This is a genomic window from Streptococcus oralis subsp. tigurinus (genome assembly GCF_002093575.1).
Taxonomy (GTDB): Bacteria; Bacillota; Bacilli; order Lactobacillales; family Streptococcaceae; genus Streptococcus; species Streptococcus oralis_CH.
This window is the reverse complement of sequence record NZ_LNVH01000001.1, coordinates 288,805-311,095: the sequence shown is the minus strand read 5'-3', so window position 1 is coordinate 311,095 and position 22,291 is coordinate 288,805. Positions and strand designations below refer to the sequence as shown.

At 40.8% G+C, this 22,291-nt stretch carries 16 protein-coding genes; 14 read left to right on the top strand and 2 right to left on the bottom strand.

What is annotated here, in order from left to right; translation table 11 throughout:
- Positions 1-47 precede the first annotated feature (47 nt).
- The 4 genes from yycF to tnpA all read left to right on the top strand — a co-directional run bounded on the left by yycF (position 48) and on the right by tnpA (position 3,555).
- Positions 48-755, top strand: a complete 708-nt coding sequence (gene yycF, locus ATE37_RS01550) for a response regulator YycF (protein ID WP_033606404.1) — start codon at positions 48-50, stop codon at positions 753-755.
- On the top strand, positions 748-2,097 hold the full coding sequence (gene vicK, locus ATE37_RS01545; protein ID WP_000568714.1) for a cell wall metabolism sensor histidine kinase VicK: 1,350 nt from the start codon (positions 748-750) through the stop codon (positions 2,095-2,097). Before yycF ends, vicK begins: the two co-directional genes overlap by 8 nt.
- A gap of 1 nt (position 2,098) precedes the next feature.
- Entirely contained in the window at positions 2,099-2,908 is an 810-nt protein-coding gene (locus ATE37_RS01540; protein ID WP_084867354.1) for an MBL fold metallo-hydrolase, read from the top strand.
- A gap of 182 nt (positions 2,909-3,090) precedes the next feature.
- Positions 3,091-3,555, top strand: a complete 465-nt coding sequence (gene tnpA / locus ATE37_RS01535) for an IS200/IS605 family transposase (RefSeq protein ID WP_084867353.1) — start codon at positions 3,091-3,093, stop codon at positions 3,553-3,555.
- 145 nt (positions 3,556-3,700) lie between these two features.
- On the opposite strand, the gene ATE37_RS01530 is transcribed toward tnpA, so the two are convergent.
- Together ATE37_RS01530 and ATE37_RS01525 are read right to left on the bottom strand one after the other, a co-directional pair.
- Complete coding sequence (locus ATE37_RS01530) at positions 3,701-4,048, bottom strand: DUF6568 family protein (RefSeq protein ID WP_084867351.1); 348 nt, start codon at positions 4,046-4,048, stop codon at positions 3,701-3,703.
- Between the two features lie 110 nt (positions 4,049-4,158).
- Entirely contained in the window at positions 4,159-5,877 is a 1,719-nt protein-coding gene (locus ATE37_RS01525; RefSeq protein WP_084867349.1) for a phospho-sugar mutase, read from the bottom strand.
- Positions 5,878-6,104: 227 nt separating this feature from the next.
- Here ATE37_RS01525 and ATE37_RS01520 point away from each other — a divergent pair, with 227 nt between their 5' ends.
- The 10 genes from ATE37_RS01520 (at position 6,105) to glgA (ending at position 22,278) form a co-directional block, all read left to right on the top strand.
- The gene (locus ATE37_RS01520) at positions 6,105-8,006 is read left to right on the top strand and encodes an ABC-F family ATP-binding cassette domain-containing protein (RefSeq protein WP_084867348.1); all 1,902 of its coding nucleotides are present in this window, start codon (positions 6,105-6,107) and stop codon (positions 8,004-8,006) included.
- 3 nt (positions 8,007-8,009) lie between these two features.
- Complete coding sequence (locus ATE37_RS01515; RefSeq protein WP_084867346.1) at positions 8,010-8,873, top strand: Rgg family transcriptional regulator; 864 nt, start codon at positions 8,010-8,012, stop codon at positions 8,871-8,873.
- Between the two features lie 80 nt (positions 8,874-8,953).
- Positions 8,954-10,132 carry an MFS transporter gene (locus tag ATE37_RS01510; protein WP_084867344.1) on the top strand — a complete coding sequence of 393 codons (1,179 nt, stop codon included), beginning with the start codon at positions 8,954-8,956 and terminating at the stop codon, positions 10,130-10,132.
- 89 nt (positions 10,133-10,221) lie between these two features.
- Positions 10,222-12,180 (top strand): NAD-dependent DNA ligase LigA, encoded by a 1,959-nt coding sequence (ligA, locus tag ATE37_RS01505; RefSeq protein ID WP_084867342.1) that lies wholly within the window; start codon positions 10,222-10,224, stop codon positions 12,178-12,180.
- Between the two features lie 162 nt (positions 12,181-12,342).
- A complete protein-coding gene (pulA, locus tag ATE37_RS01500) occupies positions 12,343-14,628 on the top strand; it encodes a type I pullulanase (protein ID WP_084867340.1) in 2,286 nt (761 codons plus the stop codon).
- Between the two features lie 197 nt (positions 14,629-14,825).
- A complete protein-coding gene (locus ATE37_RS01495) occupies positions 14,826-16,250 on the top strand; it encodes an NADP-dependent glyceraldehyde-3-phosphate dehydrogenase (RefSeq protein WP_084867338.1) in 1,425 nt (474 codons plus the stop codon).
- A 273-nt stretch (positions 16,251-16,523) separates the two neighbouring features.
- Positions 16,524-18,419, top strand: coding sequence for a 1,4-alpha-glucan branching protein GlgB (gene glgB / locus ATE37_RS01490; protein WP_084867336.1), 1,896 nt, complete (start codon positions 16,524-16,526; stop codon positions 18,417-18,419).
- Between the two features lie 157 nt (positions 18,420-18,576).
- Positions 18,577-19,719: a glucose-1-phosphate adenylyltransferase gene (locus ATE37_RS01485; RefSeq protein ID WP_000787258.1), complete on the top strand. Its 1,143-nt coding sequence runs from the start codon at positions 18,577-18,579 to the stop codon at positions 19,717-19,719.
- The gene (gene glgD / locus ATE37_RS01480; RefSeq protein WP_084867335.1) at positions 19,709-20,848 is read left to right on the top strand and encodes a glucose-1-phosphate adenylyltransferase subunit GlgD; all 1,140 of its coding nucleotides are present in this window, start codon (positions 19,709-19,711) and stop codon (positions 20,846-20,848) included. The genes ATE37_RS01485 and glgD overlap by 11 nt, the downstream gene beginning before the upstream one ends.
- On the top strand, positions 20,845-22,278 hold the full coding sequence (glgA, locus tag ATE37_RS01475) for a glycogen synthase GlgA (protein WP_084867333.1): 1,434 nt from the start codon (positions 20,845-20,847) through the stop codon (positions 22,276-22,278). The genes glgD and glgA overlap by 4 nt, the downstream gene beginning before the upstream one ends.
- Positions 22,279-22,291: the final 13 nt, after the last annotated feature.

Sequence of the window (22,291 nt, the reverse complement as noted above, 5' to 3'; positions counted from 1 at the left end):
CCTTCTTTGTATTTTTTTGTTATAATAGATAGAGAAAAGGTGATAAAATGAAAAAAATATTAATTGTAGATGATGAGAAACCAATCTCGGATATTATTAAGTTTAATATGACCAAGGAAGGTTACGAAGTTGTAACCGCATTTAATGGTCGTGAAGCAATCGAGCTATTTGAAGCAGAGCAACCAGATATTATTATTCTCGACTTGATGCTTCCGGAAATCGATGGTTTAGAAGTTGCTAAAGCTATTCGTAAGACTAGTAGTGTGCCGATTATCATGCTCTCAGCTAAGGACAGCGAGTTTGACAAGGTTATCGGTTTGGAGTTAGGTGCAGATGATTATGTTACAAAACCTTTCTCAAATCGTGAGTTGCAAGCACGTGTCAAGGCTCTGCTTCGTCGTACAGACCTAGTTTCTGTGGATAGCCAAGAGTCTGATGAGAAGAAGACGCAGCCCTTACAAATTGGTGATTTGGAAATCGTTCCAGATGCTTACGTGGCTAAGAAATATGGTGAGGAATTAGATTTGACCCACCGTGAGTTTGAACTCTTGTATCACTTGGCCTCTCATATCGGTCAAGTAATTACGCGTGAACACTTGCTTGAGACTGTATGGGGTTATGACTATTTTGGCGATGTTCGTACAGTGGACGTGACTATCCGACGTTTGCGTGAAAAAATTGAAGACACACCAAGCCGTCCAGAGTATATCCTCACACGTCGTGGTGTTGGCTACTATATGAAAAATAATGATTGAAGATATTAGACAAACTATTCTGACCAGTGATTTTATCTTTATCCTGATTTTACTTGGCTTTATCCTAGTGGTGACCTTGCTCTTGCTGGAAAACCGTCGGGATAACATCCGGTTAAAAGAGATAAATCAGAAGGTCAAGGATTTAATTGCAGGTGATTATTCTCAAGTTTTGGACTTGCAAGGTAGTACAGAGATCACCAACATCACCAATAACCTGAATGATTTGTCAGAAGTTATTCGTTTGACCCAAGAAAATTTGGAACAAGAGAGTAAAAGGTTGCATAGCATTCTCTCTTATATGACAGATGGTGTCCTTGCGACCAATCGCCGTGGCCAGATTACTATGATCAATGATATGGCCAAGAAACAGCTCGGTGTGCAGAAAGAAGATGTTCTGAATAAAAGCATCCTCGAATTGCTTAAGATAGAAGATGAATATGAGTTGCGTGACCTGATTACACAGATACCTGAGCTGACGATTGATTCTCAGGATGCTAATGGTGAATATTTGAGCCTTCGTGTACGTTTTGCCCTTGTCCGCCGCGAGTCTGGATTCATCTCTGGTTTGGTTGCCGTTTTGCATGATACGACCGAGCAGGAGAAGGAAGAGCGTGAGCGGAGACTCTTTGTTTCGAACGTCAGTCATGAGTTGCGTACTCCTTTGACCAGTGTTAAATCTTATCTCGAAGCCTTGGACGAGGGAGCCCTGTATGATCCTGTTGCTCCTGATTTTATCAAGGTTTCACTCGATGAAACCAACCGTATGATGCGTATGGTGACAGATCTTTTACATCTCTCTCGTATTGACAATGCGACTAGTAAACTGGATATAGAGTTGATTAACTTTACAGCCTTTATCACCTTTATCCTCAACCGTTTTGATAAGATGAGAAATCAGGATGAAGAGAAAAAATATGAGCTAGTGAGAGATTATCCAATAACTTCAGTTTGGATTGAGATTGATACGGATAAGATGACCCAGGTGATTGATAATATTCTCAACAATGCCATCAAGTATTCCCCAGATGGTGGGAAGATTACGGTCAGCATGAAAACCACGGATGACCAGATGATCTTATCAATTTCTGACCAAGGTCTTGGGATTCCAAAACAAGATTTGCCTAGGATCTTTGACCGCTTTTACCGTGTGGATCGCGCAAGAAGTCGTGCTCAAGGTGGAACTGGTCTGGGTCTGGCTATCGCGAAAGAAATCATCAAACAACACAATGGTTTTATTTGGGCAAAAAGCGAATACGGTAAGGGCTCAACCTTTACCATAGTGCTCCCTTATGATAAGGATGCCGTAAAAGAAGAAATATGGGAGGACGAAATAGAAGACTAGAATGAGTGAAAAAGGCTTTAAATACAGTATTTTAGCATCAGGTTCCAGTGGAAATTCCTTTTATCTGGAAACCCCAAAAAAGAAAATCTTAGTGGATGCGGGCTTGTCTGGTAAGAAAATCACCAGTCTTTTGAGCGAAATCAATCGCAAACCTGAAGATTTGGATGCGATTTTGATTACGCATGAACATTCAGATCATATTCATGGAGTTGGTGTATTGGCTCGCAAATATGGTATGGACCTTTACGCCAATGAAAAGACTTGGCAGGCTATGGAAAATAGCAAGTATCTTGGCAAGGTGGATTCATCGCAGAAGCATATTTTTGAAATGGGTAAAACCAAAACCTTTGGTGATATTGATATTGAGAGTTTTGGGGTTAGCCATGATGCAGCAGCACCACAGTTTTACCGCTTTATGAAAGACGACAAGAGCTTCGTCATGTTGACCGATACAGGCTATGTTAGTGATAGAATGGCAGGAATTGTCGAAAATGCAGACGGTTATCTCATCGAGTCCAACCACGACGTAGAGATTTTGCGATCAGGATCTTACGCTTGGCGTCTAAAACAGCGAATCCTATCGGATCTCGGTCACCTCTCTAACGAGGATGGTGCTGAGGCCATGATTCGTGCAATGGGAAATCGAACCAAGAAAATCTACCTCGGGCATTTGTCCAAAGAGAACAATATCAAGGAGCTGGCTCATATGACTATGGTCAACCAGCTAGCACAAGCTAATCTGGGAGTAGGAGTAGACTTTAAAGTTTACGACACCTCCCCAGATACAGCAACACCACTGACAGAGATATAAAAAAAGGAAGGCGAGTGCCTTCTTTTTTTATATTATGTGACTATTAGTCCGTCTCGCTCCGCTAGGTGCGAGACAAATAAACCACCCGCTATGCGGGTGCGCGTCGAAGGTTATACCCAAAAAACTCCAAACGCGATACAATAAAGGTGTTCAAGCCAATTGTAAAGCGAAAGGAGAAAAATATGGCACAAAAGGCACATAGTTTATCACACACAAAGTGGATGTGTAAATATCACATTGTGTTCACCTCTAAGTATAGACGAAAAGTCATTTATAATCAATATCGAAGTAGTTTGGAAGAAATATTCCACCGATTATGTAGTTATAAAGGTGTAGAGATTATCGAAGGACACTTAATGCCTGATCATGTACATATGTTAGTAAGTATTCCACCAAGGATAAGTGTTTCAAGTTTTATGGGGTATTTAAAAGGCAAAAGTGCACTCATGATGTTTGATAAACACGCCAACCTCAAGTATAAGTTTGGAAATTGGCATTTTTGGGCAGAAGGTTACTACGTGAGCACAGTAGGGCTTAATGAAGCCACAATTAAGAAATATATCCAAGAACAGGAAAAACATGATATAGTACTAGATAAATTAAGTGTAAAAGAATATGAGGATCCCTTTAGGGATAGTGGTAAGTAGTACCAAAGTCTCTTTAAGAGGCAAGTGACGAGTCAAGAGCAATGAGGCTTGAACAACGTGAAAGCCAGCGTCTTTAGGCGCTGGCTGGTGATTTGGGCTTATAGCCCTGGTGCAAACCACCCGTTAGACGGGTGGTTATGATTTTTTACAATCCTGCAAATTCTTTGATTTCTTGTGCGGACATGGAAGAGTCGCAACGGACATTGATTTGTCCATCCGCAATGTGAACAAAGCCTGGTACTGTTGGGATTCCGTAGCGTGAGCGGAATTCTTGCAACTCATTGAGTTGGCTTGCTTCTTCACTGTTGATAAAGTAGATGTGCGCTTTGGTTTCAGCTATGACACCAGCCAAAGTGCCAGCAAATTTACGGCAGTAAGGGCAAGTTTTACGACCGATGAAGAAGGTTGCAGTTTCTTTCTTATCAAGTGCTTTTTGAGCACGGGAAACAGTTGTGACTTCAAGATCTTTAATATTTTCTAAAAATTGTTCCATGAGTTTACCTCGCTTTCATTGATATGTCTAGTATGCCACAAAGTTCCTAAAATTGCTTAGATTTGATACGAAAAAAAGATGAGACTAGTTTATCTCATCTTTATAGGGTGTTATTTCACAAACGCATTGATTTCCGCTTCTATGTTAGCAATCTTAGCTTGTGAATCTTCGTTGCTTTCACCCACAACGGCAATGTAGAACTTGATTTTTGGTTCAGTACCCGAAGGGCGAACTGCAATCCATGAACCGTCAGCAAGTGTGTATTTCAAAACATCACTTGGAGGAGTTGTCAAGTTTGTAACAGTACCGTCAGCAGCAGTAGCGGTTTGAGCCTTGAAGTCTTCTACGACAGTGATAGCTGTTGTGTTCCATTCTTTCGGAGCATTGTTACGGAATTTAGCCATAATCGCTTTGATTTGTTCTGCACCATCGACACCAGAAAGGGTAACAGAGATGGTCTTTTCAGCGTAGTAGCCATATTCTTTGTAGATTTCTTCGATACCGTCAGCAAGTGTCAAACCACGTGAACGATAGTAAGCAGCAAGTTCAGCAACGACAAGAACAGCTTGGATGGCATCTTTATCACGTACGAATGGTTTAATCAAGTAACCGAAGCTTTCTTCAAATCCCATCATGTAAGTGTGATTGTGTTTCTCTTCGAATTCTTGGATTTTTTCAGCGATAAATTTGAAACCTGTCAAGACATTGAACATAGTTGCGCCGTAGCTTTCAGCAATCTTCGTTACCAAGTCTGTTGATACGATGGATTTGCAGAGAGCAGCATTTTCAGGAAGAGTTCCAGCACTCTTATGAGCTTCCAAGATGTATTTAGCCATGATAGCACCGATTTGGTTACCTGAAAGGTTGAGGTAGCTACCATCTTTTTGAAGCACTTCAACACCAACACGGTCAGCGTCTGGGTCGGTTGCCACAAGAACATCAGCACCAACTTGACGGCCGAGTTCTTCAGCAAGGGCGAAGGCTGCTTGGTTTTCTGGGTTTGGAGATTTTACAGTTGAGAAGTCTGGGTCTGGAGTTGCTTGAGCTTCAACGACTTGAACTGAGTCAAATCCTGCTTGGGCAAGAGCACGGCGAGCCAACATTTCACCAGTACCATGAAGTGGTGTGTAGACAATCTTCATGTCTTTACCAAACTCTTCAATCAAGGTTGGGTTGATGTTTACGTCTTTAACTTCTTTGAGGTATTCCACATCGACAGCTTCGCCAATAACCTCAATCAAGCCAGAAGCTTTTTCAGCTTCTACATCAGCAACTTCGACAGCGAATGGATTTTCGATAGCACGAATGTAAGTGGTTAAAGCGTCCGCGTCATGTGGAGGCATTTGCCCACCGTCTTCACCGTAAACCTTGTAACCGTTAAATGGAGCTGGGTTGTGGCTAGCAGTAATCATGATACCTGCGAAACAGTTGAGGTGACGAACTGCAAATGATAGTTCTGGAGTTGGGCGAAGGCTTTCAAATACGTAAGATTTGATACCGTGTTTAGCAAGAACTGCAGCAGATTCAAAGGCAAACTCAGGTGAGAAGTGGCGGCTATCATAGGCAATCGCAACACCACGCTCTTTTTCATTTTCACCTTTTGACTCAATCAAACGAGCCAAACCTTCTGTAGCTTGACGAACAACATAGATGTTGATGCGGTTTGTACCTGCACCGATCAAGCCGCGCATACCTGCAGTACCAAATTCAAGATTGGTGTAGAAAGCATCTTCTTTTGTTTTTTCGTCCATGTTTTCTAAATCTTGACGAAGATAGTCGGGAAGGCCGGCAAAATCGACCCATTTTTGATAATTTTCTTGGTAAGTCATAGAGTATCTCCTTTATCTATTGCTTTAATCGCTTTCATTATATCACGATTTGATATTTTAGTAAAACGTTAGCATAACTTAAAATGTAGGAAATTTACTTTTATTTCATTGTAGAAGAATAGCCCAATACGCTTTCTAATGAAAAAGAAGATGAATAGTTCGGGTTTATGACTCAAACTTTTTTCATTGCAATTGTGCAAAAGAGAAAAAGATAGTAAAATGAATGTATGATTATTTTACAAGCTAATAAAATTGAACGATCTTTTGCAGGAGAGGTTCTTTTTGAACATATTAACCTGCAAGTAGATGAACGAGATCGAATTGCTCTTGTTGGGAAAAATGGTGCAGGTAAGTCTACTCTTTTAAAGATTTTGGTTGGAGAAGAGGAGCCAACTAGTGGAGAAATCAATAAGAAAAAAGATATTTCTCTGTCTTACCTAGCCCAAGATAGCCGTTTTGAGTCTGAGAATACCATCTACGATGAAATGCTTCATGTCTTTGATGACTTGCGTCGGACTGAGGAGCAACTTCGTCAGATGGAACTGGAGATGGGTGAAAAGTTTGGTGAAGATCTAGATAAACTGATGGCGGATTATGATCGTTTATCAGAGAATTTCCGTCAGGCTGGTGGCTTTACCTACGAAGCTGATATTCGAGCGATTTTGAATGGCTTCAAGTTTGATGAATCTATGTGGCAGATGAAAATTGCTGAGCTTTCAGGTGGTCAAAATACTCGTCTAGCATTGGCTAAAATGCTCCTTGAAAAGCCAAATCTCTTGGTCTTGGACGAGCCAACCAACCACTTGGATATTGAAACGATTGCCTGGTTGGAAAATTACCTAGTAAATTATAGCGGCGCCCTCATTATTGTCAGCCACGACCGTTATTTTTTGGACAAGGTTGCGACGGTTACACTGGATTTGACCAAGCATTCTTTAGATCGCTATGTGGGCAATTATTCTCGTTTTGTTGAGTTGAAGGAGCAAAAGCTAGCTACTGAGGCAAAAAACTATGAAAAGCAACAGAAGGAAATCGCGGCTCTAGAAGACTTTGTCAATCGCAATCTAGTCCGAGCTTCAACGACCAAGCGTGCCCAATCTCGCCGTAAACAACTAGAAAAAATGGAGCGTTTGGACAAGCCTGAAGCTGGCAAGAAATCAGCCAACATGACCTTCCAGTCTGAAAAAACATCAGGTAATATCGTTTTAACCGTTGAAAATGCGGCCATTGGCTATGATGGGGAAATATTGTCAGAACCTATCAATCTAGACCTTCGTAAGATGAATGCTGTCGCTATCGTTGGTCCAAACGGCATTGGGAAGTCAACCTTTATCAAGTCAATAGTAGACCAGATCCCTTTTATCAAGGGAGAGAAGCGTTTTGGTGCCAATGTTGAGGTAGGCTACTATGATCAGACTCAAAGTAAGCTAACAGCAAGTAATACGGTACTTGATGAACTTTGGAATGATTTTAAACTGACACCAGAAGTTGAAATCCGCAACCGTCTTGGTGCCTTCCTTTTCTCAGGAGATGATGTTAAAAAGTCTGTAGGGATGCTGTCAGGTGGTGAACGAGCTCGTCTGTTGCTTGCCAAACTTTCAATGGAAAACAACAATTTCTTGATTCTGGACGAGCCAACTAACCACTTGGATATTGATAGCAAGGAAGTGTTGGAAAATGCCCTGATTGACTTTGATGGAACCCTTCTGTTTGTCAGTCATGACCGTTACTTTATCAATCGTGTAGCCACTCATATTTTAGAATTGTCTGAGAATGGTTCAACTCTCTATCTAGGAGATTATGACTACTATGTTGATAAAAAGGCTGAAATGGAAGTCAGCCAAATAGAGGAAGCTTCAACTAGCAATCAATCAAAAGAAACAAGTCCAGTTAATGACTACCAAGCTCAGAAAGAAAGTCAGAAAGAAGCCCGTAAGCTCATGCGTCAAATAGAGAGTTTAGAGGCTGAAATCGAAGAGTTAGAAACTCAAAGCCAAGCCATTTCTGAAAAAATGCTGGAAACCAATGATGCTGAAAAGCTCATGGAATTGCAGGCTGAACTGGACAAAATCAGCCATCGTCAGGAAGAAGCCATGCTTGAGTGGGAAGAATTATCGGAGCAGGTGTAAAAAATGGAACATCTTGGAAAGGTATTTCGTGAATTTCGAACAAGTGGAAAGTATTCCTTAAAAGAGGCGGCAGGTGAATCATGTTCAACCTCTCAGTTATCTCGCTTCGAGCTTGGGGAGTCTGATCTAGCAGTTTCCCGTTTCTTTGAGATTTTGGATAATATTCATGTGACTATTGAAAATTTCATGGACAAGGCTAGGGATTTTCAAAATCATGAACATGTTGCCTTAATGGCACAGATTATTCCGCTTTACTACTCAAATGATATTGCTGGTTTTCAAAAGCTTCAAAAGGAACAGCTCAAGAAAGCAAAGAGTTCGACCAATCCCCTCTATTTTGAGCTGAATTGGATTCTGCTACAGGGTTTGATTTGTCAAAGAGATGCTCGTTACAGGATAAGGCAGAGTGATTTGAAAAAGGTAGCAGATTATCTTTTTCAAACAGAAGAGTGGACCATGTATGAGTTGATTCTTTTCGGGAATCTCTATACTTTTTACAATGTGGACTATGTAGCTCGGATTGGCAGAGAAGTTATGGAGCGAGAAGATTACTACAAGGAAATTGGTCGGCATCGTAAACTCGTTTTGATTTTAGCTCTTAACTGTTACCAGCATTGTTTGGAAAACCGTTCCTTTGCGGATGCGGACTATTTTGAGAGCTATGTAGAGAAGTTGATTGGAAATGGTATCAAGCTTTATGAGCGCAATATCTTCCATTATCTCAAAGGTTTTGCCCTCTACCAGAGAGACTTGAAAGAAGAAGGTTGTAGTCAGATGCAGGAAGCCATGCATATTTTTGATGTGCTTGGACTTCCAGAGCAAGTGGCTTACTATCAGGAACATTATGAAAAATTTGTAAATGCTTAAATTTCCCAAATAAGGGAAAAATAAAGAGACTCCTTTCAGTTTTGATACAATAGTTTCAAAATTTGAGAGGAGCTTTTTATATGAATCGACATGCAATCCAGTTGATTAGTCGTGGGGCGATTAATAAGATAGGGAATATGCTCTATGATTATGGAAATAGTGTTTGGTTAGCATCAATGGGAACGATAGGACAGACTGTTCTTGGGATTTATCAGATTTCTGAACTCGTCACATCGATTCTGGTCAATCCCTTTGGCGGAGTGATTTCAGACCGCTTTTCGCGTCGCAAAATTTTGATGACGACAGACTTGATTTGTGGTATTCTCTGTTTAGCTATTTCTTTCATCAGAGATGATAACTTGATGATCGCTGCTCTGATCTTCGCAAATATTGTTCAGGCGGTTGCCTTTGCATTTTCTCGTACGGCCAATAAAGCCATTATAACTGAGGTTGTAGAGAAAGACGAGATTGTGACCTATAATGCTCGCTTAGAGCTCGTTTTGCAGGTTGTAGGTGTTAGCTCCCCTGTACTTTCTTTCCTCGTTTTACAATTTGCCAGTCTCCATATGACGCTTGTTTTAGATGCCATTAGTTTTTTCATTGCATTTACCTTAGTAACTTTCCTCCCCGAAAAAGAGACTCAGGAACAAGAGAAAAAGACTTTCAGCCGGAAAAATATTTTTTCTGATATGAAAGAAGGAATTAGCTATATTTGGCTCCAGCAAGAGATCTTTTTCCTCTTGTTAGTAGCTTCCAGTGTTAATTTCTTTTTTGCAGCTTTTGAATTTCTCCTCCCTTTTTCAAATCGACTATACGGGGTAGAAGGAGCTTATGCGAGTATTTTGACTATGGGCGCTATTGGTTCGATTATCGGAGCTCTTCTAGCTAGTAAAATAAAGGCAAGTGTTTATAATCTTTTGATTCTATTGGCTTTGACTGGAGTTGGAGTTTCTATGATGGGATTACCACTGCCAACTTTTCTTTCCTTTTCTGGAAATTTAGTTTGTGAACTGTTTATGACGATTTTTAATATTCACTTTTTTACTCAGGTGCAAACCAAGGTTGAGGGGGAATACTTGGGGAGAGTGCTAAGCACAATTTTTACCTTAGCCATCCTATTTATGCCGATTGCAAAAGGCTTTATGACGGTGCTACCAAGTGTCCATCTCTCTTCTTTTCTGATAATTGGAAGCGGGGTTATTGCCCTGTCTTGTTTCTCCCTCGTTTATGTGCGAAGTCATTTTAAAAAAGAGTTATAATTTCTCTTTTTTAGAAAATATTACACTACAATCCATTTTTCAGCCCTTCTCTATTGTGAGGAGGGCTTGATTTATGGTAGAATAGTTTTATGAATGAAAGAATGAATGAGTTAGTTGCCTTGCTCAACCGCTATGCGACCGAGTACTATACGAGTGACAATCCTTCGGTGTCAGATAGCGAGTACGATCGCCTCTACCGAGAGTTGGTCGAATTGGAAGCCGCCTATCCAGATCAAGTTTTAGCGGACAGTCCGACCTATCGTGTTGGTGGTAAGGTTTTAGATGGTTTTGAAAAATACAGTCATCAGTATCCTCTTTATAGTTTGCAGGATGCTTTTTCACGTGAAGAGTTAGAAGCTTTTGATGCGCGTGTTCGAAAGGAATTACCCCATCCAATCTATATCTGTGAGCTGAAAATCGATGGTTTATCTATCTCGCTCACGTATGAAAAGGGGATTTTGGTTGTCGGTGCGACACGTGGGGATGGTTCTGTTGGTGAAAATATCACAGAGAACCTCAAGCGTGTCAAGGACATTCCTTTGACCTTGCCAGAAGAACTAGATATCACCGTTCGTGGAGAGTGTTATATGCCACGCGCTTCGTTTGATCAGGTCAACCAAGCTCGCCAAGAAAATGGGGAGCCTGAATTTGCCAATCCTCGTAACGCAGCTGCAGGAACCCTCCGTCAGCTGGATACAGCAGTAGTAGCAAAACGCAATCTTGCGACTTTCCTCTATCAAGAAGCCAGCCCTTCTACTCGTGATAGTCAAGAAAAAGTCTTGGAGCATCTTGAACAGCTTGGTTTTGTAGTTAATCCTAAACGAATATTGGCTAAAAGTATAGATGAGATATGGGATTTCATCCAAGAAGTAGGACAAGAACGGGAGAAACTTCCTTACGATATTGATGGGGTGGTCATCAAGGTCAATGACCTTGCAGGTCAAGAAGAACTCGGCTTTACTGTTAAAGCGCCCAAGTGGGCAGTGGCCTACAAATTTCCTGCTGAAGAAAAAGAAGCCCAGCTCCTTTCAGTTGACTGGACAGTAGGTCGTACGGGTGTTGTGACCCCGACTGCCAATCTAACACCTGTTCAGCTTGCTGGGACAACTGTTAGCCGTGCAACCTTGCATAATGTAGATTATATCGCTGAAAAGGATATCCGCAAAGACGATACAGTTATCGTTTATAAGGCTGGAGATATCATCCCTGCTGTTTTGCGTGTGGTAGAGTCCAAGCGTGTTTCTGAAGAAAAACTAGATATTCCGACTAACTGTCCAAGTTGTGACTCTGACTTGTTGCACTTTGAAGATGAAGTAGCCCTGCGTTGTATCAATCCTCGCTGTCCTGCCCAAATCATGGAAGGTTTGATTCACTTTGCCTCTCGAGACGCCATGAATATTACAGGACTTGGTCCATCTATCGTTGAAAAACTTTTTGCTACTAATCTGGTCAAGGATGTGGCGGATATTTACCGTTTGAAAGAAGAAGATTTCCTCCTTTTAGAAGGCGTCAAGGAAAAGTCTGCTTCTAAACTGTTTCAAGCCATTCAAGCATCCAAGGAAAACTCTGCTGAAAAGCTCTTGTTTGGTCTGGGAATTCGTCATGTCGGAAGCAAGGCTAGCCAACTCTTGCTCCAACATTTCCACTCTATTGAAAATCTAGCCCAAGCTGATCCTGAGGAAGTAGCAAGTATCGAGAGCTTGGGTAGTGTGATTGCACAAAGCCTTCAGTCTTATTTTGCTACAGAAGGGTCAAAGATTCTCTTAGACGAGTTGAAAGAAGCTGGAGTCAATCTGGACTACAAAGGACAGACAGTAGTAGCAAATGCGGCCTTGTCAGGTTTGACCGTTGTGCTAACGGGGAAATTGGAACGTCTCACGCGCTCTGAAGCCAAAAGTAAACTCGAAAGTCTGGGTGCCAAAGTCACAGGCAGTGTTTCTAAGAAAACGAATCTTGTCGTAGCAGGAGCAGATGCAGGAAGCAAGCTCCAAAAAGCACAAGAACTTGGTATCGAAGTTCGAGATGAAGCTTGGCTAGAAAGTTTGTGAAGAATAGTTGAAAACTAGATGTTAGGTAGTCTGGAACTATCTCTCCTGATGTGTTTTTATATCTATTAATGCTATTCTCTGTTGTGCTGAAATTCCCGCTAAATTCTTCAGTATGACTTAAAAAATAAAAATTAAAATTGAAATTAGGAATTAGGAAAAGAAATGTTTAGATACCCAGTAGTCATCCATTTTCACCGAAAAAATGGGGATTATACTGCTTGTTCATTCAGTAGAAAACAGGCAGATGTTAAAGAAAATTGGTATTATGAAAATGACTATTTTGGAGCAAAATTCTCCTTTACAGTTACAAGTGCAGAAAGGCTCGATACTCTGACCTTTTCTGTCGAAATCAATGGAAAGGCAAAAGACTATCTCCTACGGTTTAACTATTATCCACTGTTGACTGAGGTTTGGATTTTGGATGGTGATGAGACGGTTTATTATTCTGAAAATCCAGCCATTGCAAGTCCTTACTATAAAGATCAAAACCCGTTTGCTTTTGATAAAGCCTTTCACAGTGAAAGTTTTGATCATCATTGGGGATACCAAGGAGAGTTGGGTTATAGTATCTCAGACTACCAGACAAGCTTTAAACTCTGGGCTCCAACCGCTACAGCTGTCCAAGTGGTCGTTTATGAAAATACAAGTAACGACGCGCCGGTTTGGAAAACCTTTAATCTTGAGCGAGGGAATAGCTATTCATACAGTCATAAGTACAATACTATTGGTGTTTGGAGTGTAGACCTGGATGAAAATCTTGCAGGTAAAGCTTACCAGTATCAGATTGAGTTTCCACACCACCAGACTTTGACACGAGATCCTTACACTATCGCTACAAGTCCTGATGGAAAACGTTCCGTCATCCTCTCTCAGCAAGATAGACAGGTAGAAGGATTTAAAGTCAAACATGGGATAGATGCTCCTTGGCGTTTGGAAAACCCATGTAAAGCCGTTATCTGTGAGATGCACATTCGTGATTTTACAAAATCACCGACATCTGGAGTTCCAGAAAATCTTCGAGGGACCTTCCTTGGGGCTGCACAGACTGGAACGGTTAACCAGTATGGTCAAGCAACAGCCTTTGACTATATCAAAGAACTCGGCTGTAATTATGTTCAGCTCCAACCAATCTTTGATCGCCATAAGGAATACGACGAGGACGGGAATGTAACCTATAACTGGGGTTATGACCCTCAAAACTACAATGCGCCAGAACCAAGTTTCTCTAGTAACCCAGATGATCCTGGACAGGTTATTCGAGACCTCAAGACCATGATTCAGGCATATCATGATGCGGGAATCGGTGTCATTATGGATGTCGTTTACAACCATACCTTTTCAACGGTCGATGCACCTTTCCAAACAACTGTTCCTGATTATTACTATCGTATGAATCCAGATGGAACCTTCCAAAATGGCACAGGTGTAGGAAATGAAACCGCAAGCGAACACGAAATGTACCGCAAGTATATGATTGACTCACTCCTTTATTGGGTGAAAGAATACAATATTGACGGTTTCCGTTTTGATTTGATGGGAATTCACGATGTCAAAACCATGCAGGCGATTCGTTGGGCACTTGATGAAGTTGATCCTCGTATTATCACTTATGGAGAAGGTTGGGATATGGGGACCGGTCTTGCACCTTATGACAAGGCCAAGAAGGACAATGCCTACCAGATGCCAAATATTGGATTTTTCAACGATGATCAGCGTGATGCCATCAAAGGAGGAGAAGTTTATGGTTCAATCAAGGCAGGATTTGTTAGTGGTGCTGCTACAGAACCGATTGTAGCCAAAGCTATTCTTGGTAGCCGAGAGTTGGGTTCATATCTTAGTCCAAACCAAGTCCTTAACTATGTGGAGGCCCATGATAATTACAACTTGCATGATTTGTTAGTAACCCTTCATCCAGACCACAGTTCAGATAAGATTATGCGCCAGGTTGAGACAGCAACAGCGATGAGCATTCTTATGCAAGGTATGTCCTTTATAGAGCTGGGTCAAGAATTTGGCCGCACCAAACTCCTTGCTACTGGTGAAAATGGGGAGCTGACCCCAGCAGATAGGGAACGTGCTATGAACAGCTACAATGCTCCAGATAGTGTCAACCAGGTCAACTGGGATTTAATCAATGGGAGACAAGAGAGCATTGGCTTTATTCGCCAGATTATTCGCCTAAAAACACAAACACGTGCTTTCTCTTATCCTACATACGAAGAAGTTTATCGTCATGTCTTTGTCCATACAGCTGCAGAAAATAGCGGATGGATTGTTTACGAGATTCACGGGGGACCAGAACATCTATTGGTCGTATTCAATGCCAAGGGAACTTCCTTCTACTTTGAAAATGCAGGAAATCTAGAAATGCTGGTGTCTAATAGTCGTTCTAAAGAATCAAATGTGATTGATGATACCAGTGTCGTAGTCTTGAAGGTACTTTCATAGTAAATGCTACAAAAAGGTTTAGTTAAAACTAGACCTTTTTTGATTTTTATTGAAAAACCAATATCTAATAGGAATAAATTTCAAATAATTTGAAGAATCAAGTTTGTGAAAAAAATATCAATATTTTCACAAAGAGGGTTGTAATTTTCTGAAAATTTGATAAAATAAGTTTTAATCATTTTCAGGAGGAAGAGAATTTGACAAATTATCAGAATTTAGTGAATGGAAAATGGGAATCATCAGAGAACAAGATTGCGATCTATTCTCCTATCAATCAAGAAAAACTAGGTACAGTACCCGCTATGAGCCAAGCTGAAGTAGATGAGGCTATGAAAGCTGCGCGTGCAGCTCTCCCAGTATGGCGTGATTTAGCACCAGTTGAGCGTGCAGCCTATTTACATAAGACAGCAGATATTTTGGAACGTGATAAAGAAAAAATTGGTACTATCCTTGCCAAAGAGGTTGCAAAAGGAATTAAAGCAGCCATTGGAGAAGTAGTACGTACAGCAGAATTGATTCGTTTTGCTGCTGAGGAAGGCCTCCGTATCACTGGACAAGCTATGGAAGGTGGGGGTTTTGAAGCTGCAAGTAAAAATAAACTAGCCGTTGTCCGTCGTGAACCAGTTGGTGTCGTTTTAGCTATTGCACCATTTAACTATCCAGTCAACCTTTCTGGATCTAAGATTGCTCCGGCTTTGATTGCAGGAAATGTCGTTATGTTCAAACCACCAACACAAGGATCTATTTCTGGTCTCTTACTAGCTAAAGCTTTTGACGAAGCCGGAATCCCAGCAGGTGTCTTTAACACCATCACTGGACGTGGTTCTGAGATCGGAGACTACATCATCGAACACAAGGAAGTGAACTTCATTAACTTTACAGGTTCAACACCGATTGGGGAGCGTATCGGTCGTTTAGCTGGTATGCGCCCAGTTATGCTGGAGCTTGGCGGGAAAGATGCAGCAATCGTTTTAGAAGATGCAGATTTGGAAAATGCAGCCAATCAAATCGTAGGTGGTGCATTTAGCTACTCTGGTCAGCGCTGTACCGCTATCAAACGTGTCTTAGTTGTAGAAAGCATAGCAGACAAGTTAGCCGAATTGCTCCAGGCTAAAGTCGCTAAGCTAACAGTCGGTGATCCATTTGACAATGCTGATATCACACCTGTTATTGATAACGCTTCAGCTGATTTCATCTGGGACTTGATTGAAGATGCACAAGAAAAAGGTGCTCAGGCTCTTACACCAATCAAGCGTGAAGACAATCTTCTCTGGCCAGTGCTTTTTGACCAAGTTACAAAAGATATGAAAGTAGCATGGGAAGAGCCGTTTGGCCCTGTTCTCCCAATTATCCGTGTCGCAGATGTGAATGAAGCAGTAGCAATTGCCAATGAATCTGAGTTTGGTCTTCAATCCTCTGTCTTTACAAATGACTTTAAGAAGGCATTTGAAATCGCTGAGAAACTTGAAGTGGGAACCGTTCATATTAATAATAAAACACAACGCGGACCAGATAATTTCCCATTCCTTGGTGTAAAAGGTTCTGGTGCAGGAGTGCAAGGAATTAAATATAGTATCGAAGCGATGACAAATGTTAAATCCATTGTTTTTGATGTGAAATAATCTATAAAATCAGGAAATCTTTTTCCTGGTTTTATTTTTTTCAAAAAAATTACTTAAAAATTGATAGAAAACGAATATTTTGGTATTATAATAAAAAAATATATGGAAATTGTTTCGTGTTCTATTTCAGGATATATCATTTTTAAAATGCTCGGTAATTTTTTGAAGACTTTCATAAAAAAATATGATTTTCTTCGTAAATTACTTGAAAGTTATCTTAAAAGAGTGTATAATAAAAATATAGAAAACGCTTACAAAGAGAAAGGGGATTGGATGAATAATCAAGAAGCATTAAGAACCTTTACTACAGGTGAAAACTTTCACCTCCAGCATTATTTAGGAGCACATAGAGAGGAGAAAAACGGAGAAATTGGTTATACTTTTAGGGTTTGGGCCCCAAATGCACAAGCAGTTAATCTAGTTGGAGATTTTACTGATTGGGTTGAGAATCAGATTCCCATGGTTCGTAATGAAGCAGGTGTTTGGGAAGTCTTTACGACTCAAGCTCAGGAAGGTCAGATTTATAAATATCATATTACGCGTGCAAATGGTCACCAGATTATGAAAATTGATCCGTTGGCAGTTCGTTTTGAAGCCCGGCCAGGTACAGGAGCTGTTCTGACCACTATTCGAGAAAAGAAGTGGAAAGATGGCCTTTGGCTAGCGCGTCGCAAACGTTTGGGATTTTTCGATCGACCAGTTAATATATATGAAGCCCATGCAGGGTCTTGGAAGAGAAATCCAGATGGTAGCCCCTATACGTTTTCGCAACTGAAAGATGAGTTGATTCCATACTTAGTTGAGATGAACTATACACATATTGAGTTCATGCCTTTAATGGCTCACCCACTTGGATTGAGCTGGGGCTATCAACTTATGGGTTACTTTGCTTTTGAACATTCCTATGGTACACCTGAGGAATTCCAAGATTTCGTTGAAGAATGTCATATAAATAATATCGGTGTTATCGTAGACTGGGTTCCAGGTCATTTCACTATTAATGATGATGCCTTGGCATATTATGACGGCACACCTACTTTTGAATACCAAGATCACAACAAGGCTCACAACTATGGATGGGGTGCGCTGAATTTTGACCTCGGGAAAAATGAGGTCCAGTCTTTCTTGATTTCAAGTATTAAATTTTGGATTGATTTTTACCACTTAGATGGTATTCGGGTCGATGCTGTGAGCAATATGCTTTACCTAGATTATGATAATGCTCCTTGGACCCCAAATAAGGACGGTGGAAACCTTAACTATGAAGGTTATTATTTCCTTCAACGTTTAAACACAGTGATTAAGTTAGCTCATCCAGATATCATGATGATTGCAGAAGAAAGTTCATCAGCAACAAAGATTACTGGCATGAAAGAAATGGGTGGGCTTGGATTCGACTATAAATGGAATATGGGCTGGATGAATGATATTCTTCGTTTCTACGAGGAAGACCCAATTTATCGCAAGTATGACTTTAATCTTGTGACTTTCAGCTTTATGTATGTTTTCAATGAAAACTATCTCCTACCTTTCTCACATGATGAAGTGGTTCATGGCAAGAAGAGTATGATGCACAAGATGTGGGGAGATCGATACAATCAATTTGCAGGTTTGCGAAATCTCTACACTTATCAAATTTGCCACCCAGGTAAGAAATTGCTCTTTATGGGCAGTGAGTACGGGCAATTCCTCGAGTGGAAGTCCGAGGAGCAGTTGGAATGGTCCAATCTAGAAGATCCGATGAATGCCAAGATGAAGCATTTCACTTCTCAACTGAATCAATTCTATAAAGAACATCGTTGTCTTTGGGAGATTGATACTAGCTATGACGGTATTGAAATCATCGATGCAGATAATAGAGATCAGAGTGTTCTTTCCTTTATTCGCAAGGGCAAGAAGGACGAAATGTTAGTCTGTGTCTTTAATATGGCACCAGTTGAACGTAAAGACTTTACGATTGGTTTACCTGTTGCAGGTATTTACGAAGAAGTTTGGAATACAGAATTAGAAGAATGGGGAGGTGTCTGGAAAGAATACAACCAAACTGTTCAAACTCAAGAAGGATTATGGAAGGATTATAAGCAGACCTTGACTTTTACCTTGCCAGCTATGGGAGCAAGTATCTGGAAGATTAAACGTCGCTTGAAACCAGTTAAGAAAAAAGAATAAGGGGCTGTTGATTATAATTTTTAGATTTTAAAAACGGATGTACTTGTATTGGACTTGAAACACAAGAGAAATGGATTTCCTATTACTTTTATAAAAAGTTTGACTTCCTACTTTCTTTCGATTTTAACGTTCACATGTCTTTATAAAGGAGTAGAAAATGAAGAATGAAATGCTAGCTTTGATCCTTGCGGGTGGGCAAGGAACACGTCTCGGAAAACTCACTCAAAGCATTGCCAAACCGGCAGTGCAATTCGGTGGGCGCTACCGTATCATTGACTTTGCTCTTTCCAACTGTGCAAACTCTGGGATCCATAATGTTGGTGTGATTACGCAGTACCAACCTCTCGCTTTGAATAACCATATCGGAAATGGTTCGAGCTGGGGACTAGATGGTATTAACACAGGTGTTTCTATCCTTCAACCCTACTCTGCAAGCGAGGGAAATCGTTGGTTTGAAGGGACTAGTCACGCTATCTACCAAAACATTGACTACATCGACAGTATCAACCCAGAATATGTTTTGATTCTTTCTGGTGACCACATCTACAAGATGGACTACGATGACATGCTTCAGTCCCATAAGGATAACAATGCCAGTTTGACAGTAGCTGTTCTAGATGTACCCTTAAAAGAAGCTAGCCGTTTTGGTATCATGAACACAGATGCCAATAACCGTATCGTTGAATTCGAGGAAAAACCTGCTCAACCTAAGTCTACAAAGGCTTCTATGGGGATTTATATTTTTGACTGGAAACGACTTCGCAATATGCTTGTTGCTGCTGAAAAGAGCAATGTAGATATGTCAGACTTTGGTAAGAACGTTATCCCTAACTATCTCGAGTCTGGTGAAAGTGTCTTTGCCTATGAATTTAATGGTTACTGGAAAGACGTTGGTACGATTGAGTCACTTTGGGAAGCCAATATGGAATACATTGATCCAAACAACGCTTTGGATAGTCGTGATCGTCAGTGGAAAATCTACTCACGGAACTTGATTTCACCACCAAACTTTATTGGAGAACACGCTCATGTAGAAGATTCTTTAGTTGTGGATGGCTGTCTCGTGGATGGAACTGTTAAGCATTCCATTCTCTCAACAGAGGCGCAAGTACGTGAGGGGGCGGAAGTAGTAGACTCTGTAATCATGAGTGGTGCTATTATCGGAAAAGGTGCAAAAATTAAACGTGCCATCATTGGTGAAGGTGCCATTATTGCAGACGGCGTAGAAATTGACGGAACTGACGAAGTACAAGTAGTAGGATACAATGAAGTAGTGGGGGTAGCAACAGATGAAGATTGATAAATATTCAGCCATTTTGGGAAACACAGTTGGTTTTCATGATATGTCAACGTTAACAGAACACCGTCCGGTAGCTAGCTTGCCTTTCGGTGGGAAATACCGTTTGATTGACTTCCCCCTTTCCAGTCTTGCAAATGCAGGTGTTCGTAGTATCTTTGGTATTTTCCAACAAGATAATATCAGCTCAGTTTTCGACCATATCCGTTCAGGTCGTGAGTGGGGCTTGTCAACCCTTCTAAGTCACTACTATCTAGGAATTTACAATACTCGTGTTGAAAGCAGTACAGTTGGAAAAGAGTATTACCAACAGCTTCTTACCTACTTGAGACGTTCAGGTTCAAACCAAACCGTTTCGATTAACTGCGATGTGCTGGTGAATATTGACTTGAATCAAGTCTTCCACCTACACAATACAACAAATGGTCCGATTACAGTTGTATATAAGAAACTTCCAAAGAAAGACATTTCAGATGTGAATGCTATTTTGGAAATCGATGAAACAGACCATGTGCGTTCGCACAAACTCTTTGATAATAAATCTACAGATGAACTCTTCAACATGTCTACAGATATCTTTGTTGTGGACACTCCTTGGTTGATTGAACGACTTGAAGAAGAGGCTCAGAAAGAATATCCTGAAAAGTTGCGCTATGTCCTTCGCGATTTAGCTGTAAAAGAAGGAGCTTTTGCTTACGAATACACAGGTTACTTAGCAAATATTCACTCTGTTCAATCCTACTATCAAGCAAATATTGATATGCTTGAATCTAAAAAATTCTACTCTCTTTTCTCACCAAATCAAAAGATTTATACCAAAGTTAAGAATGAAGAACCAACCTACTATGCGAATACTTCAAAAGTAAGTACTTCTCAGTTTGCTTCTGGTAGTATCATTGAGGGTGAAGTAGTTCAGTCAGTCCTATGTCGTAACATTTATGTTCACAAAGATAGTGTGGTGAAAGACAGCATTTTATTCCCTCGTGTTGTGATTGGTCAGGGTGCCCAAGTTGAATATGCCATCCTAGACAAAGGAGTTGAAGTTGCGGACGGTGTTGTCATTCGAGGAACAGCAGAACATCCAGTTGTAGTTAAGAAGGGTGAAACAGTAACAGAGGACATTTATTCATGAAAATTTTATTTGTAGCGGCAGAAGGAGCACCCTTTTCAAAAACAGGTGGTTTGGGCGATGTCATTGGCGCACTTCCCAAATCACTTGTAAAAGCGGGGCACGAAGTTGCAGTTTTCTTGCCTTATTATGATATGGTAGAAGCTAAGTTTGGCGACCAGATAGAGGATGTTCTCCACTTTGAAGTTAGTGTAGGATGGCGTAGACAGTACTGTGGTGTTAAGAAAACGGTTTTGAATGGGGTTACCTTCTACTTTATTGATAATCAGTATTATTTCTTCCGTAGTCATGTGTACGGTGATTTTGACGACGGTGAACGCTTTGCCTTTTTCCAACTGGCTGCTCTTGAAGCCATGGAGCGCATTGGCTTTATCCCTGACCTTCTTCATGTTCATGATTACCACACAGCCATGATTCCCTTCTTGTTAAAAGAAAAGTACCATTGGATTCAGGCATATCAAGGGATCAGAACAGTTCTAACCATTCATAATTTGGAATTTCAAGGTCAATTTTCTGAAGGGATGTTATGGGATTTGTTCGGTGTGGGATTTGAACGCTATGCTGATGGGACCCTTCGCTGGAATGATTGCCTTAACTGGATGAAAGCAGGTATTCTCTACGCGGATCGTGTCACAACTGTTTCCCCTAGCTATGCGCATGAGATTATGACCAGTCAGTTTGGTTGCGGTTTGGACCAGATTCTTCGCATGGAGTCAGGTAAGGTTTCAGGTATTGTCAATGGTATTGACGCAGATCTTTATAATCCTCAAACAGACCCACTTTTAGACTATCATTTTGATAAGGAAGATTTGTCTGGAAAAGCTCAAAACAAAGCAAAATTACAAGAGAGAGTTGGGTTACCAGTGCGAGCAGATGTTCCTCTAGTTGGGATTGTCTCTCGATTGACACGCCAAAAAGGTTTTGATGTTGTGGTAGAAAGCTTGCATCGTTTCTTACAGGAGGACGTTCAAATAGTCCTTTTAGGAACAGGAGATTCTGCTTTTGAACATTCCTTCTCCTGGTTTGCGCAAGTCTATCCAGACAAACTATCAGCAAATATCACTTTTGATGTCAAACTTGCTCAAGAAATCTACGCAGCTTGTGATCTCTTCCTCATGCCAAGTCGTTTTGAACCATGTGGCTTGTCTCAAATGATGGCGATGCGTTACGGGACACTGCCATTGGTTCATGAAGTGGGTGGCTTGCGTGATACGGTTCAATCCTTCAATCCAATCGAAGGAACTGGTACTGGATTTAGCTTTGACAATTTAACACCATACTGGCTTAACTGGAGTTTCCAAACAGCCTTGGATGTTTATAAGTACCAGCCGGACGTTTGGAGAAATCTACAAAAACAAGCTATGGAATGCGATTTCTCATGGGATACAGCCTGCAAATCTTACCTGGACTTGTACCATAGTTTAGTCAACTAATAGATAAAATCGT